At 58.9% G+C, this 16080-nt stretch carries 18 protein-coding genes; 9 read left to right on the top strand and 9 right to left on the bottom strand.

The window, feature by feature from the left end; translation table 11 throughout:
- Nucleotides 1-217: 217 nt before the first annotated feature.
- The 3 genes from ACUYMZ_RS00630 to ACUYMZ_RS00620 all read right to left on the bottom strand — a co-directional run bounded on the left by ACUYMZ_RS00630 (nucleotide 218) and on the right by ACUYMZ_RS00620 (nucleotide 3086).
- Nucleotides 218-1555, bottom strand: a complete 1338-nt coding sequence (locus ACUYMZ_RS00630) for a DUF2254 domain-containing protein (protein ID WP_481601738.1) — start codon at nucleotides 1553-1555, stop codon at nucleotides 218-220.
- A gap of 272 nt (nucleotides 1556-1827) precedes the next feature.
- Nucleotides 1828-2172 (bottom strand): hypothetical protein, encoded by a 345-nt coding sequence (locus ACUYMZ_RS00625; RefSeq protein WP_481601737.1) that lies wholly within the window; start codon nucleotides 2170-2172, stop codon nucleotides 1828-1830.
- Between the two features lie 170 nt (nucleotides 2173-2342).
- On the bottom strand, nucleotides 2343-3086 hold the full coding sequence (locus ACUYMZ_RS00620; protein ID WP_481601736.1) for a GAF and ANTAR domain-containing protein: 744 nt from the start codon (nucleotides 3084-3086) through the stop codon (nucleotides 2343-2345).
- A gap of 1220 nt (nucleotides 3087-4306) precedes the next feature.
- On the opposite strand from ACUYMZ_RS00620, the gene ACUYMZ_RS00615 reads away from it, so the two are divergent.
- The 3 genes from ACUYMZ_RS00615 (at nucleotide 4307) to ACUYMZ_RS00605 (ending at nucleotide 6234) form a co-directional block, all read left to right on the top strand.
- Nucleotides 4307-4621 carry a hypothetical protein gene (locus ACUYMZ_RS00615; protein WP_481601735.1) on the top strand — a complete coding sequence of 105 codons (315 nt, stop codon included), beginning with the start codon at nucleotides 4307-4309 and terminating at the stop codon, nucleotides 4619-4621.
- Nucleotides 4622-4848: 227 nt separating this feature from the next.
- On the top strand, nucleotides 4849-5109 hold the full coding sequence (locus tag ACUYMZ_RS00610; protein ID WP_481601734.1) for a DUF2188 domain-containing protein: 261 nt from the start codon (nucleotides 4849-4851) through the stop codon (nucleotides 5107-5109).
- Between the two features lie 741 nt (nucleotides 5110-5850).
- Nucleotides 5851-6234 (top strand): DUF1622 domain-containing protein, encoded by a 384-nt coding sequence (locus ACUYMZ_RS00605; protein WP_481601733.1) that lies wholly within the window; start codon nucleotides 5851-5853, stop codon nucleotides 6232-6234.
- 432 nt (nucleotides 6235-6666) lie between these two features.
- Here the strand turns inward: ACUYMZ_RS00605 and ACUYMZ_RS00600 are convergent, their stop codons facing one another.
- The 5 genes from ACUYMZ_RS00600 to ACUYMZ_RS00580 form a co-directional block, all read right to left on the bottom strand.
- Nucleotides 6667-6825 (bottom strand): hypothetical protein, encoded by a 159-nt coding sequence (locus tag ACUYMZ_RS00600; protein WP_481601732.1) that lies wholly within the window; start codon nucleotides 6823-6825, stop codon nucleotides 6667-6669.
- 1951 nt (nucleotides 6826-8776) lie between these two features.
- On the bottom strand, nucleotides 8777-9142 hold the full coding sequence (locus tag ACUYMZ_RS00595) for a hypothetical protein (protein WP_481601731.1): 366 nt from the start codon (nucleotides 9140-9142) through the stop codon (nucleotides 8777-8779).
- Nucleotides 9143-9407: 265 nt separating this feature from the next.
- The gene (locus ACUYMZ_RS00590; RefSeq protein ID WP_481601730.1) at nucleotides 9408-9806 is read right to left on the bottom strand and encodes a hypothetical protein; all 399 of its coding nucleotides are present in this window, start codon (nucleotides 9804-9806) and stop codon (nucleotides 9408-9410) included.
- Nucleotides 9807-10262: 456 nt separating this feature from the next.
- On the bottom strand, nucleotides 10263-10811 hold the full coding sequence (locus ACUYMZ_RS00585; RefSeq protein ID WP_481601729.1) for a hypothetical protein: 549 nt from the start codon (nucleotides 10809-10811) through the stop codon (nucleotides 10263-10265).
- Nucleotides 10812-10924: 113 nt separating this feature from the next.
- Nucleotides 10925-11395, bottom strand: a complete 471-nt coding sequence (locus ACUYMZ_RS00580) for a hypothetical protein (protein ID WP_481601728.1) — start codon at nucleotides 11393-11395, stop codon at nucleotides 10925-10927.
- A 375-nt stretch (nucleotides 11396-11770) separates the two neighbouring features.
- Between ACUYMZ_RS00580 and ACUYMZ_RS00575 the strand changes: the two genes are divergently transcribed.
- The 4 genes from ACUYMZ_RS00575 to ACUYMZ_RS00560 all read left to right on the top strand — a co-directional run bounded on the left by ACUYMZ_RS00575 (nucleotide 11771) and on the right by ACUYMZ_RS00560 (nucleotide 14727).
- Nucleotides 11771-12349 (top strand): recombinase family protein, encoded by a 579-nt coding sequence (locus tag ACUYMZ_RS00575; RefSeq protein WP_481601727.1) that lies wholly within the window; start codon nucleotides 11771-11773, stop codon nucleotides 12347-12349.
- Between the two features lie 16 nt (nucleotides 12350-12365).
- On the top strand, nucleotides 12366-13172 hold the full coding sequence (locus ACUYMZ_RS00570; protein WP_481601726.1) for a DDE-type integrase/transposase/recombinase: 807 nt from the start codon (nucleotides 12366-12368) through the stop codon (nucleotides 13170-13172).
- A gap of 252 nt (nucleotides 13173-13424) precedes the next feature.
- Nucleotides 13425-13829, top strand: coding sequence for a Mu transposase C-terminal domain-containing protein (locus ACUYMZ_RS00565; RefSeq protein WP_481601725.1), 405 nt, complete (start codon nucleotides 13425-13427; stop codon nucleotides 13827-13829).
- On the top strand, nucleotides 13816-14727 hold the full coding sequence (locus ACUYMZ_RS00560) for an AAA family ATPase (RefSeq protein ID WP_481601724.1): 912 nt from the start codon (nucleotides 13816-13818) through the stop codon (nucleotides 14725-14727). The genes ACUYMZ_RS00565 and ACUYMZ_RS00560 overlap by 14 nt, the downstream gene beginning before the upstream one ends.
- Before the next feature lie 147 nt (nucleotides 14728-14874).
- On the opposite strand, the gene ACUYMZ_RS00555 is transcribed toward ACUYMZ_RS00560, so the two are convergent.
- A complete protein-coding gene (locus tag ACUYMZ_RS00555; RefSeq protein ID WP_481601723.1) occupies nucleotides 14875-15405 on the bottom strand; it encodes a hypothetical protein in 531 nt (176 codons plus the stop codon).
- Between the two features lie 48 nt (nucleotides 15406-15453).
- Here ACUYMZ_RS00555 and ACUYMZ_RS00550 point away from each other — a divergent pair, with 48 nt between their 5' ends.
- Together ACUYMZ_RS00550 and ACUYMZ_RS00545 are read left to right on the top strand one after the other, a co-directional pair.
- A complete protein-coding gene (locus ACUYMZ_RS00550) occupies nucleotides 15454-15801 on the top strand; it encodes a recombinase family protein (RefSeq protein WP_481601722.1) in 348 nt (115 codons plus the stop codon).
- A gap of 24 nt (nucleotides 15802-15825) precedes the next feature.
- Nucleotides 15826-16002, top strand: coding sequence for a hypothetical protein (locus ACUYMZ_RS00545; RefSeq protein WP_481601721.1), 177 nt, complete (start codon nucleotides 15826-15828; stop codon nucleotides 16000-16002).
- Nucleotides 16003-16080 lie beyond the last annotated feature (78 nt).

The raw sequence follows: 16080 nt of genomic DNA, 5'->3' as shown, positions 1-16080 counted from the left end.
TGGCCAGAGCGCCTCCGTCAGCCACGGCGAACACCTCACCGGTGACACCGCAGCTGCTGACGCCCTGGAACTGAACCTCTTGAACCTGGGTCTGTTGCACCACCGGCAAGTGACGGGGAACAACATCGGGGACCGGCGCGGAAGTCCCGGGCTGCTTGCCCGGTGACGGTCGGCTTTGCCACCGGCCTGCGCAGGGGCTGTCAGCGTGACGGAGAGCTCAGACTGATCTGGTTTCTCCGGCCCGGTCGCGGTAGGCATCGTCTGTGTTGCCTCTCAGGGCCGCCTCCACCCTCTCAGCCAGCTCGATGGTTGCCTCGCGATCGTATTCAAGGAGGTCCTCTGAGACGTTCTCGAGTATCAGACGGGTCTGCCGGGAAACCTCGTGCCGTTGGGTGTCGTCCCGGGCTGCGGCAGCACAGTCTCGAAGCATGCGCAGCAGTGCCGCCAGGACCAGCGGCTCGGCCTGGCCGTAGCGCCTGATCGGGGCGCATACCAGGTCCAGGTAATAGCGGTGGTCCCGGTCCGGCAGGACCAGCCGTGGTTGCCCGCTGGAATCATTGTGTTGTTGAGGGCCCAGATGCCTGTTTTGGAGTTGAGTGAGGAGATCGGCGCAGTAACCGATAGCGTGCGCTGCCGTGACAGGGTCATTGATGGCGGGGGAGATCGCTTTGACGGCGATGTCCGTCAGCTGCCGCAACCCCATGGCCGCGTCCTGCTCATTCGTGCGTTCGAAGCCCATCTCTATGGATTCTTGGATCGTCCCTTCCAACCCGGCTGCCGGTGGTGTCCCCTCCGTGGCCCACATGCTCCCGAGCGGGGAGCCGGCGACCACATGGTCACCGGGCCTGATACCCAACCGGATGAAAAGACCACGTTCAGCCGCAGCGGTGACCAGGGGCACAGGATCGATCGTGCGGACGAAACCGCTGCGTGAGGAGTAAATCAGCGTCCCTCCCGCCGGGCCAGGCAAGCCCTCCTGCGGGTCCTTCGACCTGTCCCCGTACGGAGGGTAGAACTCTTTGATGCTCCCTGCCGCTTCTTCATGTACAGACACCATCATCGTGTCGACCCGGAGGGCTTTGACGATATGGCCCACGAACGCCACCAACCCTGCCGCGGAAGCCAAGCCCATCAGCAGGGCAAGCAGTACGACCAGGACAGGGACCGGCTGGTCCGGGTCCAAGCCTTGCAGACCCACAAGGGCGACAACGAAAGTGGAAATAAACAGCGCAAGGGCTGTTTGCGTGAACCGATCACGCGCGAACTGCCGCAAGAGCCGCGGAGAAAACTGTTGCGAGGCCAACTGCAGGGCCACCACAGTCAACGACACCGTTACAGTCGCCGCGGACATGATCGCCGTTGCCACGGTCTGGAGAAGCGCGCTGGCAGCATCAGTCCCGGCCGGCCAAATAACCTCAGCCCACCCCATCCCGGCCCCCGGACGAACCAACAGCAGGATCAGGGTCAGAAACAGAAAAGCAGCCGCTGAGACCACAGGCCAAAACCACAGCGAGACCCGGACATCCTCAGCCGAAACACGGCGCCCGTTCCTCATAGCGGCTTCCTCCCAAACCGGCGACCCTGTCTACCTGCCGCGCATTCCCAAAGCACCCGTTCCATCGCTCAAGCCTACCCACGGGACAACCGACCGGAACGAACAGGAGATCACAGCGGGGGACCCGCATCCGGAGGCCGTCAAACCCAAGGGCCGGACCCGAACAGAACGGACAAACTTGATCAACGCCGCAAGGGCCGCCGGGGCGGTAGCCCACGACCAGCAGGGTCATAACAAGATAGGGACGGCACCTCTCCACCCCCGATCCCTGGCTACCGCGTCCGCAGCCAAGCCCTGATAATCGCCAGCTCAACGGCTGCGTCCACCAAGTAGATCTTGCTGATCCGGCCTTTGACCACGTACACCAGATCTATCAGAGCCAAGGTGGCAGCTGTCCCAATGCCCAGCTGTTTCGCCGCGGCGCGTCCTCCTGCACCGGATACTGCCCGGAGCTGTTCCGCCCCAATGGTCACCAAAAGGCCAGAAACAGTTCGGACAAGCCATTTATCCGTCTTCGAGCCACTGACAGCCTCGAAACTGGGCATGTGAACCAGCGGCCACAGCCCGCTGGCGACGTTGAGGCTGCCTTGGAACCTCGCCACGTTTAGCGCCGTCATGTGTCTCTCCGCTCTCCAGCATGCCGACGTGAACAAGCCCGCTAAGTGCCGGGCCTAATCAGGTCGGGTCTTACTGAACCGTGCCCAGATTTCAGCACCCGAAACACCTTTATCGCCGTGGCAGCTGTTCCTCGGTCCGAGGTTGAGGCTGCGCAGGATCCGCTTGAAGATCACGGCTCGAAGTGTGTTCGCACTTGGGGATCGTTTCCTACTGAGGCGACGATGGATGCTGCAATGTCCCGAAGTTTCACGTTGCGGGTGCTGGAGGCGATTTTGAGGATCTTGACCGCTGTTTCCTGGCTGCAGCGGTTTTGGGCCATGATCGCTCCGGTCGCGAGATCGATGGTGGTCCGTGATTCCAAGGCCGCGGTGAGATGGGATTTCGTTTCGGCCAATTGGCTGATCCTTACCGCCAGGCGAAGGGCCTTCGATGCGTGATAGGCGTAGGCTTCAACCTTTTCAATGTCCTCGGCGGTGAAACCATGGGAGCGGGTGGAGTACATGTTCAGGCCCGCTTCTGCTTCCCCTTCCAGAAGGAGCGGTACGGAGAGACTCGAGCGTACTCCCGTCGCCAGTGCCGCTGCTGTGTAGTCGGGCCAGCGGCGCTCACCATCCACATCCGGGATATGGACCGGTGCCTCCTCACGGATCGCAGCCAGACATGGACCATGCCCGGCTCTGTACTGCGTTTCGTCAAGCCGGACCGCGCTGTCTTCACTGCTGGCAACGGTGACCGGCTTTTTCCGTTGAATCAAGGTGATACTGCAGAAAGCAGCGGTCGGGTCAGCGAGAGTCACGGCGGTAAATTCCGCCAGGTGATCGAGCATCTCCTTCACGTCCGCCGTCTTCAGGACAAGGTCCTGCAACTGGTCAACGATAACGCTCGAGGGCAACGGACGCACTACATCAGCCACAACGGCCTCATTCCTCCCAGGGCCCTGGCAAACACCCCGTTGGCTGGAGGCCCCTGAAGGACAATGAACCGTGCACATGCAACGGTCCTATGAAGTATTCCCTCATTCAGTCGGAATAGACAGCCGAGCAGCAGAACCCTCAACAGACACGGGATGGAAAACCCCGCAAGGACTGGTCGAAAGGGTGTAGCGAGTGATTTTGACGAGCTGCACGCTGAGGGATCCCTGAACGGGCGCTCAGACTCTGGCGGCGGTCACCTTTCCCCCGACCGTGCAGTTCTCCTCAATTCAGCGATCCGCAGCCGTAGGAAGATGATGGACAAAACCAACGCATATACCGCCGGGACGGCCACCACAATTACGAAGATGACATACAGAATTCCGATGGTTCCGAAGGCCGGACTCAAATTCATTGCTACCCCCAATACTCGTTCAGCCTCAATGCTACGTACACCAATAGCGGTTCACGGCGAACGCTAAGGCACACCGTTCCCTAACGGATGGGTCAAGGCTATGGACCGGATATAGACGGTATGCAGGTGCCCTGATCTTGTACGTGGACCGTGATGACGTCCTGAGCTGACAGTTGGAAGGTCCGCTTCTCGCCGCAATAAAGGTTGCCTCAGGATTAGTCCGAAGTTTGGAGGCTCCGCCGAGCGGTAACTAGTAACTAGACCGGCAGGGTGCCGATGGTCGGCAATCGGGTCGCTCCCCGGAAGTATGACTTGAAGGAAAAAGTTACCTACCCGCGCGAAGGGGACGGGGTGGGCTTCCTGGAGGATCGCACGCCCAAACCAAGTAGCGGGGGAGAGCAACGAGCGAAAGTCGAGTACCGACTACTCGTGTCATCAACCCGTCCGGACGGGTTCACTTGAATGCAGCGGGTCACGGCAGACGGCAATAACCCCCAAATTGCTGTAGCTGCTCTACCTGCCGGCAAGGCCGGACAGCGGTAACCAGAAGCCTGTCCGGCCTTTGGCCTGCTTATCGAGGTAGCGCGGTCGCGCGGGGCCTTCGGTAGTTCTGGTGTCGCTTTCCGCGGGCGCGCACGGAGACCCGGCGTGGGGGAGGATCACCGACAACACCCTCATTCGGGTAGCCGTGGACTCTCTCCTTGCTCAGCACGACGAACTCACGGGATCAACCGAAGAGGAATTCCGCTCCTCCGTAAGCTTGTAACCCTGTAAGCATGTAATACTCGAGATTCCGCATTTCATTCCATGAGAGATCACCCCTACACCGGCCCGGACAACAGCAATGACTTCGAGGGGCTAAATCCCGAGCAAGCCTCGGAGCTCGTCACCAGTTACAGATACCTGGCAGACGCATTCGAGGACCGCGGCGATGACGAAGTGTTTGGCCTTGGCTTCCACTTGGAGGACCCGTTGGCACTGGTAAGAGACAAGGCCGCCCGGGGTGACCAAGCACGCCGTGAACTAGCCTCAGCTATCCGCCTGGCCATAAGGGCCACGACTGGACCGGCATCGGCGAGGCTCTCAGCATGTCCTGGATCGACGGTCATGCGCTTTCCCTGAGGTACGCCCGTAACGATGACCAGGTCGTTCTTGTCAGGCACTTAGTCCGGCCCCATAGCTGAAGTTACGCTGATTGGTGCTCGGTAGTCAGGAAGGAAAACCCCGGTTAAATCTCTCAGCCCCCTACGTGAACGGACAACAGTGGCCTGTTTGATCGGCTTCTTCTCGGGAACAGATCAGGACAATAGAAGCTACCGCTAAGAGCAAAAGTCGCGAGAGGGAGGCCGATGATGGTTAGGGGCAATGACAACGACCGCTATGTGGTTCCGAACGAGGACCGCGGTGGGTGGGACGTAAAGAAGGAAGACGCCCAACGGGCCTCTGCCCACAAACCGACGAAGAAGGAAGCCGAGGTAAGGGCCAAGGAAATCGTCGAAAACACGGGACGGGGTCACGGTGAGACCCGGATCCAGAACCGGGACGGAAAGTTCGGCGACAGCGACTCAGGATCCAGGAATGAGTCCGCAGCAAAAGACACCAAACACTAAGACGCAGGCCAAAGGAAAAGATGCCCTCGCTGGGACAGACAGTAGCGAATACGTAACAATGGGCTTTTGTGCCGGCGTTACATGATGTCCAAAGCGACGAGCGACCTGTTGAGCCAGTTCGAGACCAACGAGGTCGAGGGAACGCCACCGCCTCCGAATTGGGACGTTGCCCGACCCAAGGCGTGCCGACCGTGGCCGATCCGGAATCTCGTAATTTACCGGAGTGATTCCTTGAAAGGAACGCGGTCAGGTATCTCAGGTTTTCGGGCGGGAGTCCTTGCGGCGCTGCCACGGAGGGCCATAACGAAATGCACGAAATGCACGGTTTGAGCCCGAGACAAAATTACTAGGCGCAGGCTTACTGCCCGATCCACGCGCCGTCCTAGGCGCGGAAGCTTGTGGGCTGCTGGGGCGGACCGAATCGGTGCTCGTACATATGGACTACGGCGAGGGTATCCAGGAAGCGGCAACGGATCCAGAACGAGGCCTCGGAATTGCAGGGCCAGCCGCTTGGCTACTGGTAGCCGCAGCGTCGGGAACCCCAGGCACTGCCCGCGCTCTGCTACACGACCGCCTCAGTATCGCTTCTGCTCCCGCACGTATACAAACCGGTCACCGCAACTGGCACACCGTAGGGGCCTGTCACCGGCAAGCAACACGGCCGCGCTGGTCTATCACGCTGCTTCTTACCGCGCAGTTAGACTGTCGAGCACTAAGCGGTGGTCAAGGGATCGAGGACCAGTGGATTTTAAGCAACTCATTGAGACGGCCGGGCAGTACATGGACTTCGCAGGCGTGGCCATCATGGTCATCGGAGCAGTGGTCTCCATACCCTTAGCGGTCATGGGCAAGAGCTTCCCACGAAGCGGTGGAGGGGCCGAACGATCATCGGTTTACCGGCAGTACCGTCAACTGCTTGGCCGCTCCATCCTGCTGGGCCTGGAACTTCTTGTTGCCGCTGACATTATTCGCACCGTTGCTGTTACCCCTACCTTCACCAGCGTGGGAGTACTGGCCGTCATCGTGGTCATCAGGACATTTCTCAGCTTCTCCCTTGAACTGGAAATCACCGGGCGCTGGCCTTGGCAGAAAGATAACCAGCCCACCAGAGCAGCTTCGTCCTGATGTCGCCAACCACTTAGGGGCGCTGCAAGAGCCTTTCTCAGAAACGGTCGTTTCCGTCGCGGCGAGGACCCGCTACCGGAACGACTTCCGACACGCCGGGCAAAAGTGCGACCTAAACGTGAGTCACCCGTGGAAGAGAGCCCCAACCGCATCTCACGGGTTCTGTCACTCCTGCCTAGGTTTGTGCTAGGGGAGAGGGGACACGCATGACCAGCTACAGGTGACCTTTGTCCGGTAGGGGATCCTCCACCGTGCGTGACCCCACAGCTGCCAGCATGAGGCGACTAGGCCGCGTCTATGGACAGAACGTCGCCGAAGAGTCGGACTAAGGTGTCTCAGTAGAAGACCTGCTAACAAGACGAAGGGTGCGGTCCCGTAAGGCCCGCACCCTTCGTGCTAGAGGCTCATACCCTTTGAGCAACCTGCTTACCGTTATAGAGCTTGCTCGCGCACTCGTGGCCGGGAGACCGCATCCTCGCGGAGGAGGAAGAGGATGGCAGCGGCCACGAAGCCGACCAAGAGGTAGGCGAAAGTCGATGCCGAGCCGGTGAGGTAGGCACGCACGAGTAGCGGGAAGTCGCTATCTTCCAACAGGACGCCACTGCTTAGGCCAGCCACTACGCTCGCAAGAAGGACAATAAGCAGAGCCCCTAGGGTCACCAATCGTCTTTTGGGGCTAAATCGCTCTAGAAGTACGAACTCTGCAAATGCAAGAGCGAAGCTGACGGCGACCATAGCTGCGGTCAACTCCCAGGGGGAGCGAGGCGTGATTACAGATACTGGCGCACCTAATGGGTCGATTTGCAGACCAGCCACTATGGCTGATGCATGGATGCCCAAGTATCCGATAACTGATGTCGCGATGACTGGAAGAATGACCGCGCAAGCGGCTTTCAGATTTGCACCCACGCTTAGCCCGCGGCGCTCAGATTCTTCACGAAAGTGAAGGGGGCAGGGGCGTCGGTGCGCTTCAAGTCGGCCTTCTCTGGCAACTTGGATTCCTTACGATCAATAACCAGCTTAGATTGGCCGGCCTTGGCATCCCTCTGAAGGCTGCTGATGTCCACGTTTGCTGGAAGGAGGTATGCTCCAGCATCGTTGGTTACCGCGGCGGCTTGGTCAACTTTCAGGGACAGCCCTTGTTTTGGCGAAATCTGCGGGTTCAGCGCAGCTGGCTCCTACTACTTCATCTGGGCCGTCTAGTTTGATGATGAGGCATATTTGTTTGCCCGCCGACCCTGTGGATGTGTAGAAAGTGCCAGCCGAGTCGGAGTCAATCTTTCTGATGGAATCTTTGTCGATTTTGCCGCCCAGGTTCCGAAGGTTAGTCGCCAGTAGGGACCTATCATCGGCTGTTTGAGCCCGTGATATCTCAGGGATTAGGTGGCTAGCCTGTACTGACCCGCCGGATTCAGCAAAGGCTGGTGATGCCGCAATTGCAACTGCTGGTACCAGGAGTCCCGTGGAGAGCGTTAGTAGAGCGATGGTTTTTGGAGTCTTTTTCAATGGATTCTCCAATCCTGTGGTCGTTGGTTCGGTCAGGTCTACGGAACGTAGTGGTCGCACCACATCTCGGGTGCTCCCGCGACGGCGTAGTTGGAACTCCACCAGCACCGGCTATGAGTGCCATCGACAGGAACGTGATTGAGATAGATCCATTGCTTCCCGGCACCACTCGAACCTCCGTATTTGTATCCGGAGACGCTGCCGTAAGTGCCAATGTTCATCGCGATTGACACAGGGTACACACTTGATGTGAACAGGAGAGCGGCCCCTCCGCTAGTGGGCCCACTCCCAGCGGAGTACCGGACCTCTCCTTGGACGGAGTAGCCGCTGTAATAGCGATAGGAATAGGCATTTGCCGCTGCGGGTGCGAGTAGCGAGAGTACCATTGCGGCAAAGATTGCCCAGACGGCACGTTTCTTTAAGCCCTTTTTCATTGAATCCCCCAATTTACAAAAAATCGTCAGGCGACTTGCTTTTGTCGCTGACCGGTTTAACGGGGACCAAAGGATGTCCCTACTTGAGGCTATATGTTGCTGACTGTTGCCGGGGCCGCACTTTCCCATCTTGTTTATTTCGTTACAAAACCTGCTACGTAATTGTAAGACGCTGTCATATGACATGTGCGGATGGCGGTTTGCAGGTAAGGCGACAGGCACGCCGGTACATGCCAAACGCCCGAGGTTCTTCATCTGGGCATCCGCCCGCGGATCTTACCGAGCTCCAGGCGTTCGGGCATCTGCGGGTAATTGCCCGTAAGCCGGTCCCTCACCGTACACTCACGGCCGTGGAAGCGACTCAATTTTGTGACTTTCAGCGGTAAATGGCGGTCTTCTCACAGCGCTATTTGGCGCACGTGTAGCCCGCAAGGGGATCCCTTACCGGACACTTAAGTGTCCTCCGTTTGGGCTTTCGGGTGCCGAGGGGCCTCCGCTTGCGCCTTAGGATCGCGGCGAAGACGATGTGAAGCCATTTTATTGTGGGAAGCAATAGGGCTAGAGCTCCCGGGGGCTCTAACTGCATCGCATGACGCGTTGTTTCAGCGCTTATCGTCAGGCGAAAGGACTTCAATACTGCGGTTGGTGCCCAAATGTATTGTCACAACGACGCCGCTTGACCAGTCCGCCATTCCGTCCCCGACTTCGGATTTCAGCGCGCTGAGGCGTTCATCGTCGGGCGCATACTCTTTGTTCGTCGAGAATTCGATTCGGCACCAAGGCATCATCCCGCCGTCGCCCCAAGTGCTGTTTATGGATGGCGCGGACCCGATGGACTTCTCGATGACCGGAGAGAGCTCGTTCGCAAGACCGTCGCAGTCGTCGGACGCGAAGTAGTCGCCCACGCAGCCAGCTAGCAGTGGGGTCAGCAACAGAAGCAGCCCACCTCTCGCGAACGCGCGTTTCATGGTCTGACCATAACAGTCACGGCAGATGCCGCCTCATGACGTGCCCGTTAGCCGACCGGCTTGTGTGACGCGGGCCGATCGCGAAGTAGCGCGAGAACGACGACATCGAGCGGAGTCGTCCACAGCTGACCTGGCCGATAGTCCGGCCAAAGCTTCAGTTCTATCGCTTCACTACCGACTTACGAATGTGCGCGGTTGTATTTCAATTTCGAAAGCTCGAATCACAGATCCGAACTCACAGATGCGCGTCGTAAGTTGATAACTGCTACTGAGCTTTTACGGCCCGGTCCAAGTCGCGCTGGCTCATCCCGAACAGCACGTTCGGGGCGTCGTACTCGTAGGGATAACCGACTATGAGTGCCGCGGCGATCAGATCACCATTGGTGATGTACTCACCTCGCGATCGCTCGATGAGACCCTTGACTCTGTAGCTGTCCTGCGTCGGTGTCTGGATTGATGAGACGTTCTCCTCCAGCCACTCGACGATCTGCTTCACGATATGTTCGTTGCGCAGAAGAGCATCGCGTCCCGCTGCGATCTCCGTGTTCCGCTGCGCTTGGGTCTTTTTTTGGGCGTCAAATGCGCCGATCCCAACGTTGTTGAGCTGCGGGTGTTGTTCCATCACATCGGCCAGAGTCGGCGCTGATCCATCGTTGTGTGCCATAGAACTATTCTGCCCCAGGCTTTTGCTTACTCTGGTCGACACTATCGACCTGACTGCTCCCTGTGCCACTGGGGCGCTCACTTCACATCTCCAAGTACGCAACATAGGCTCAGTACGAACCTGCCCAAGATGCGTATACCCGGTAAGTGCGTGTCCTGCCCGTAGTTTGGTGAGGGTGGTTGCCTGTTCGAGCCAGGCCAGGTCCGGGAGGACCACCGCTCTACGGGAGCGATCGGGGACTCCGCCCAGCTCCTGCCAAACGACAAGGTAGACCGTGTTGATCTGATGCGCGTTGGAGGATCCTCCACCGGGCGCCAAGGCCTTAATCATGGAGGGTAAGGAACGCACCGCATGCTGACGAGCCCGCGCATCGGGGGGCAGATCCAGGCCGGTAGCGGTCATGGCATTTACCAGAACCAATGGGCATATAGGCTCGGGCGCGTCTTACCCGTGAATCTACAGTCGAGCTGTTCTTCGGACCTTGTGAAAAAAGGGCTCGCGGGCTGTGGGAACTTGTAGGTCTCGGGCTGCCGATTCTTCAAGGGCTGTGATTAAGTGCTCAGCGCGACTTAGCAGCTCGTTCCATTCGTCTTCGTTGATCTCCTCATCCTCGATTGCTTCAAGCATGTCGAGAATGATCCCGTGGGCGTTCCTTTCGTACACCTTCCCCAGCTGGCCACCCAGCAGCCGCACGGAAATCTCGATGTCCTCCAACTCGTCCATCGAGTCCTGCCAAGCCAGCGTCACTCCCTCGAAGTCATGCCCATGGTCAGCTGCATCAGCGCGGAACTTGCTCACACGAAGCCCTACAGCAAAGCGTTGGACCATATCCCGCAGTTGCTTAATTAATTCAAGGTATGCGGCCAATCGTTCCTTCTTTAGCCACTGTTCGTCAGCAGCGCGGCGAGCTAGCTGAGCGCCAACCAGCACACCTGCCAACGGCAACACGATCGTCGCAATGTCCTTTATCACGCCTAAAGCGTCTTTCGCTGTTCCCCAGTCCATAGAGGAATCCTAGGGTTCGCGCTCGACACCACATGCTAAAGTCTGTTGGTTACGGACTCGGAACTGTAGCCGGGGAGCGCGCGGGTATCCATCCTCTACGGACAGCTGCCTTCTCAAACCTGGTCGAGCGTGATGTCCAGTGAGTTGGGTCGCTGGCTTGTGCCAAGCGCCCATTTCCATCCGGGAAGGAGGACCGCGCTCCTGAAGAAGTCTTCGGGTGAAGTGTCAAAGGACCACAGGCTGCCGCTACCAAGTGCCGTGGTATCGGGTGTTGGATCCCAGTAAAGGGTGCACGACAGCTGCCATGTCGGACCATCGTCGCCGGCCTCAATGAACTGACGCGAGAGGTCCGCGCTGAATTCCTGTGTGCCACGCAACGCGTAAGTTCCGAACTGGGCCAGAACGCCGTCGCCGTCTTCGTCTATGGGAGCGCAGTCGCTGACTGGGATGGACGTGAACGACTGGAAGGCCTTCACCACCGCTCTGGGGTTTAAAGCGCCGCTGCGTTCGCCTGCCTCTATTTCCGCGAGCATCCGCTCTAATCGGTCCTTGGCTTCTCGGATAAGCATGCCCTGATTATCCACGAGGAAATTGTCACGGCCAGAGACTGCACCAAAACGACCACCTCAACCAGATAAAGCAACTCATCGCCAAAGATAGGGTTGAGGCCCACCAGATCTGATGCCCGTAAGCCGGTCCTTCACCGCACACAGCCCACTCAATCAGCAGCGGTGGTCCGCCGACTACACCCCGTTCGTCGATGATTAGGCAGCTGTTCCAGGGGCTTGGAGCGACATTGTGGTGGAGGTGTGCGCTTGGGAAGGTTCCTTATCTGTGGCAGCCACAAACCACCGTTCATGAGACAGATCGAGCACAATCCGCCAAGAACGGCGTTTCGCGTCTCGTAAGCCGTGTCCGCAATCTATGTATCAGGAGCTGCGTTTGCGTTACATTTGAGCATGGCTTTGATCGGATACGCCCGGGTATCCACACGGGATCAACATACGGAAGCGCAAACGGACGTCCTGGAGGCTGCCGGGTGCGAGAAGGTCTTTGTTGACCACGCCTCCGGTACGCTCGCGCGGCGTCCGGCTCTTGACCAGATGCTTGAGTATGTCCGTGAGGGCGACACCTTGGTTGTGACAAAGCTGGATCGGCTGGGTCGTTCGGTCAGGAATCTGAAACAGATCGCCGAGGAACTTCAAGAACGCAGCATCGGTCTGCGCGCACTGTCTCAAGGGATCGATACGACAACACCCGGCGGCCGGCTCTTCTTCCACATGCTCGCAGCGATCGCAGAGTTCGAACATGATCTGATCGTGGAACGAACCCATGATGGTCTTGCCGCCGCACGGGCACGCGGTCGTAAAGGTGGCCGTAAGTTCAAGATGACGGCAACCAAGATTTCCCAGGCTCGGGCCATGTACGACGCTGGCGGCCACACGGTGCAAGAGATTGCCGACACGTTCGGCGTTTCCCGGCCAACCATTTACCGGCATCTGCAGTCCTCGGCGGGCGCGCCGGGAGCGGTGCGGTAAGCAAGGGGCATGCGCGGTGTCACGGCGAAGGTTCACAGCCGAAGACCGCGCGATCCTGCTGCGCCGGCATTTGGATGAGGGGATCCCGCTCACCCGGCTGGCCGCCGATTTCGGCATTCCCGTCCGCACACTCAGCCGCTGGATGTCCCAATATCGCGCCAACGGAACTGTCGAAAGCCTGGAACGCCGGCCCAGGTCGGATCGTGGCAAACGTGCCATTCCGCAAGACCTCATTGAAGCAATCGAAGGACTGGCGCTCCGGCGACCCGCTCCGACAGCTGCGTTCATCCATCGCCGGATCGCCGACATAGCCTCAGCCCGCGGCCACCCCGTCCCTGGATACTCCACCGTCCGGGCTGTGATTGCGGGCATCGATCCAGGATTGAAGATGCTCGCCCACCACGGAGACGCCGCGTACCGGGACACCTTCGAACTGGTCTACCGCCGCGACGCGACCCGGCCCAACGAGCAATGGCAGGCCGACCACACACTCCTCGATCTCGAAATCATCGACCCAAAAGGCCACGCCGTTCGGCCGTGGCTGACCATCATCCTTGACGACTACTCCCGGGCCGCCGCTGGCTACACAGTCTTCGTCGGCGCACCCAGTGCGGAGCGAACAGCCTTGGCACTCCACCAAGCCATCCGAGGAAAGACAAACCCCTCATGGCCAGTGATGGGACTACCGGACATGCTTTACAGCGACCACGGCAGCGATTTCACCTCTGCCCGTTTGGAACGCGTCTGCCTCGATACCCACATCCAGCTGATCCATTCCAAAACCGGTGTACCCCAAGGTCGCGGGAAGATAGAACGCTTCTAGCTCACCATCACTACCGAACTGCTGCCGTACCTTCCTGGTTACATCCCGCACGGCACACGTGGCCGACCAAGCCGGCCAGCTGAGCTGACGCTGGAGCATCTCGATCAGATCCTTGAGAAGTTCATCGTCACCGAATACAACCATCGCCCTCACTCATCCACGAACCAGGCCCCGGCCGAAAGATGGTCTGCATCAGGATTCATCCCGAGAACACCGGAGCACCCGGAAGACCTCGATCTGCTGCTGTTGACCGTGGCTGCAGCCAGAAAGGTGCAACGCGATGGCATCCGGTTCGCGTCCACTCGCTACGTTTCCCCAGTACTGGCCGCCTATGTCGGCGAAAACGTCACTGTCCGATACGACCCGCGCGACGCAGGTGAAATCCGTGTCTACTTCAACGACGAATTTCTTTGCCGCGCCATAGCCCCCGAGCTGGCGAGCGAGTCGATAACACTCGAGCAACTACAAAACGCCAGAACACAAAGACGACGCGAGCTCAAACAGCAGCTACGGGAACGACGAAGCCTGGCCGATGCCCTCCCAGCCGATACCCGCTACACCCCTTCAACCAACGCGGTCATTCCAATCGCCGACGACCCGGCACACGCCACCGAACCCACCCCACAACACAAGCTGCGTGTATATGAAACCGATTAGACCCATCAAGATGACACTGCTGGATGGAAAAGACGACGGCAGAAGGTTCCTCTCCGACAAGTTCGGTGAAATCAACAGCGCAGCCCCACCGCCGCCAGCAGATAAACCTGCCTTCCTGGCCACCAGAGAACACCGACGCTTCACCGAGTTCGCCAACACGGTCCGTCGCCACCGCTACATCGGTCTCTGCTGGGGACCAGCCGGCGTCGGCAAAACACTCTCGGCACGTCACTACGCAGCAGTGGATGAATGGGATGCCTGGCAAGCCACACTCACCGAGGAAGCCCAACCCGTCCCGCAAAGAATCCTTGACGCGCGGACTGCCTTCTACACACCCACAGTCGCAGCGACCGTGCGGCAGATCGACCAGGGACTACCCACTGCCTGCCAACAGATCTCCTACGCAGTGGACTACGCCGAACACGGAGTCATAGACCCCTTCCTACACACCGAATCCCGATCCAGCGCACACACCCAACTCCTCATCATCGACGAAGCCGACCGCCTCAAAGCCACAGGCCTGGAACAAGTACGGGACTACTACGACCGCCACACCATGGGAGTAATCCTCATCGGCATGCCCGGAATCGAAAAACGGCTTGCCCGTTACCCCCAGCTCTACAGCCGAATCGGGTTCGCCCACGAATTCCGGCCACTTACCACCGACGAGCTCACGGCAGTACTCTCACAACGGATCCCTTCAGGCCCCCAAAACCCAGATGAAAACCTCGGATACACAACAGCAGTCGCGACAATCGCCAGAATAACGGGCGGCAACTTCCGACTCGTCGACCGGCTCCTAACCCAAGTACACCGCATCCAAACACTCAACCACGTCGACGCGCTAACCCCCGAGGTCGTCGACGCAGCACGAGAAACACTCCTGATCGGCCACTAAGCTCAACAAGTTCCAAGCCAAATAGCGCTGCGGTTCACAACTCAATTTGGGACGGGCAGTGTTCATGTACGTTTAGCCCGTACGCTGAAAATGTACGCCGGGGTGCCCTATACGTTCAGTTGATGCCGAGGAAAGTTCGGTACAGGTTCATCCGTTTTGGACGCGCCAGTGAAGGTCATCTTCTTCCTTGCGCCATTGTGCGAAATGCACGAGTCTTATGGGCTGCCGTCGTTCTTGAACTTGCCATGCTCCCAGACTGTGGAGGGCATGTTCGATGTAGGTGCGGGCCAGATCCCACCAGTATCCATCAAAGGGACGCATGGGTCGGCTTTCGGCCTCGGGATCCACGGCAATTGCTGCCGGGGAGCCGAAGCAGTTCGCAAGAGCCTGGCGGACACTGATGCGCAGGTGCTTGGTCCCCGGGGGCAGTGTGGGCTCCCAACGTTGGCATTCCCGTTCGAAATCATGCATGACGTCACTAATCTCAGAAGCAGAGTGAAGTCGGGTATCTGCATGTTCAAGCAGGAGCCGCACGGGCTGCAGCGCTTCAATCACCTTATCGACAGCACGAACCTGCGCGTCTTGCGAGAGTCGGCGTCGCTGATGCAGCTCGCCCCGGACGAGCGCAAGGGCCGATAGGAGCACAGCTGCAACAGCTACCCAGAATTCCGGATCCATGGTGCGACTGTACTTGTCGGGCTAGGGATCTGCGCGTCTCGAGGCTCGATGCATTTTGATGGTCGGCCCGTCGGGCAAAGTCTCACTGCGCCGTTGCATCAAGAACGAATCTATAAGGACCAGGGAATCAGCGGGACCCCGGTCACCCGTCCAGAGCTGGATCGGATGCTGGACCGACTCGGTGAGGGCGATGAATTCGTGGTGTGGAAGTTGGACCGTTTGGGCCGCAATACTCGTCACTTGCTCGAGCTCCTAGATGACTTCAAGGCGAAGGGAATTAAGATCCGTTCCCTAAGGGTTGGCATCGCCGCTCACCCGGCAAGCGAGGTCGGGGGAGCGATGGCCCAGGCAATGGTCACCATCATCTCCGCCTTCGCCCAACTTGAACGAGACTAGCTTTCCGAACGCACTAAAGCCGGCATGGCGGCAGCAGCTGCAAACGGAAGGAAAGCAGGATGCCGGGAGATCACCACAGACCACGAGAAGGTCAAGAGGGCGCATGAACTGAAAGCTCGGGGCCTCATGCCATCGGACATCGGACAGATCATCGGAGCTAGCCGTGCCACCGTATACCGCTACCTGGCCATGGAGTCTTAGCGTCTGCGACTCCCCCTACCAAGAGTACTTCCACCAAATGAACATCACTGGATTGAGTTATCCTCCACCGGTGATTGG

Source organism: Arthrobacter sp. T572, from assembly GCF_056780115.1.
The sequence above is the reverse complement of the archived record's forward strand: the minus strand, read 5'-3'. Positions and strand labels throughout refer to the sequence as shown.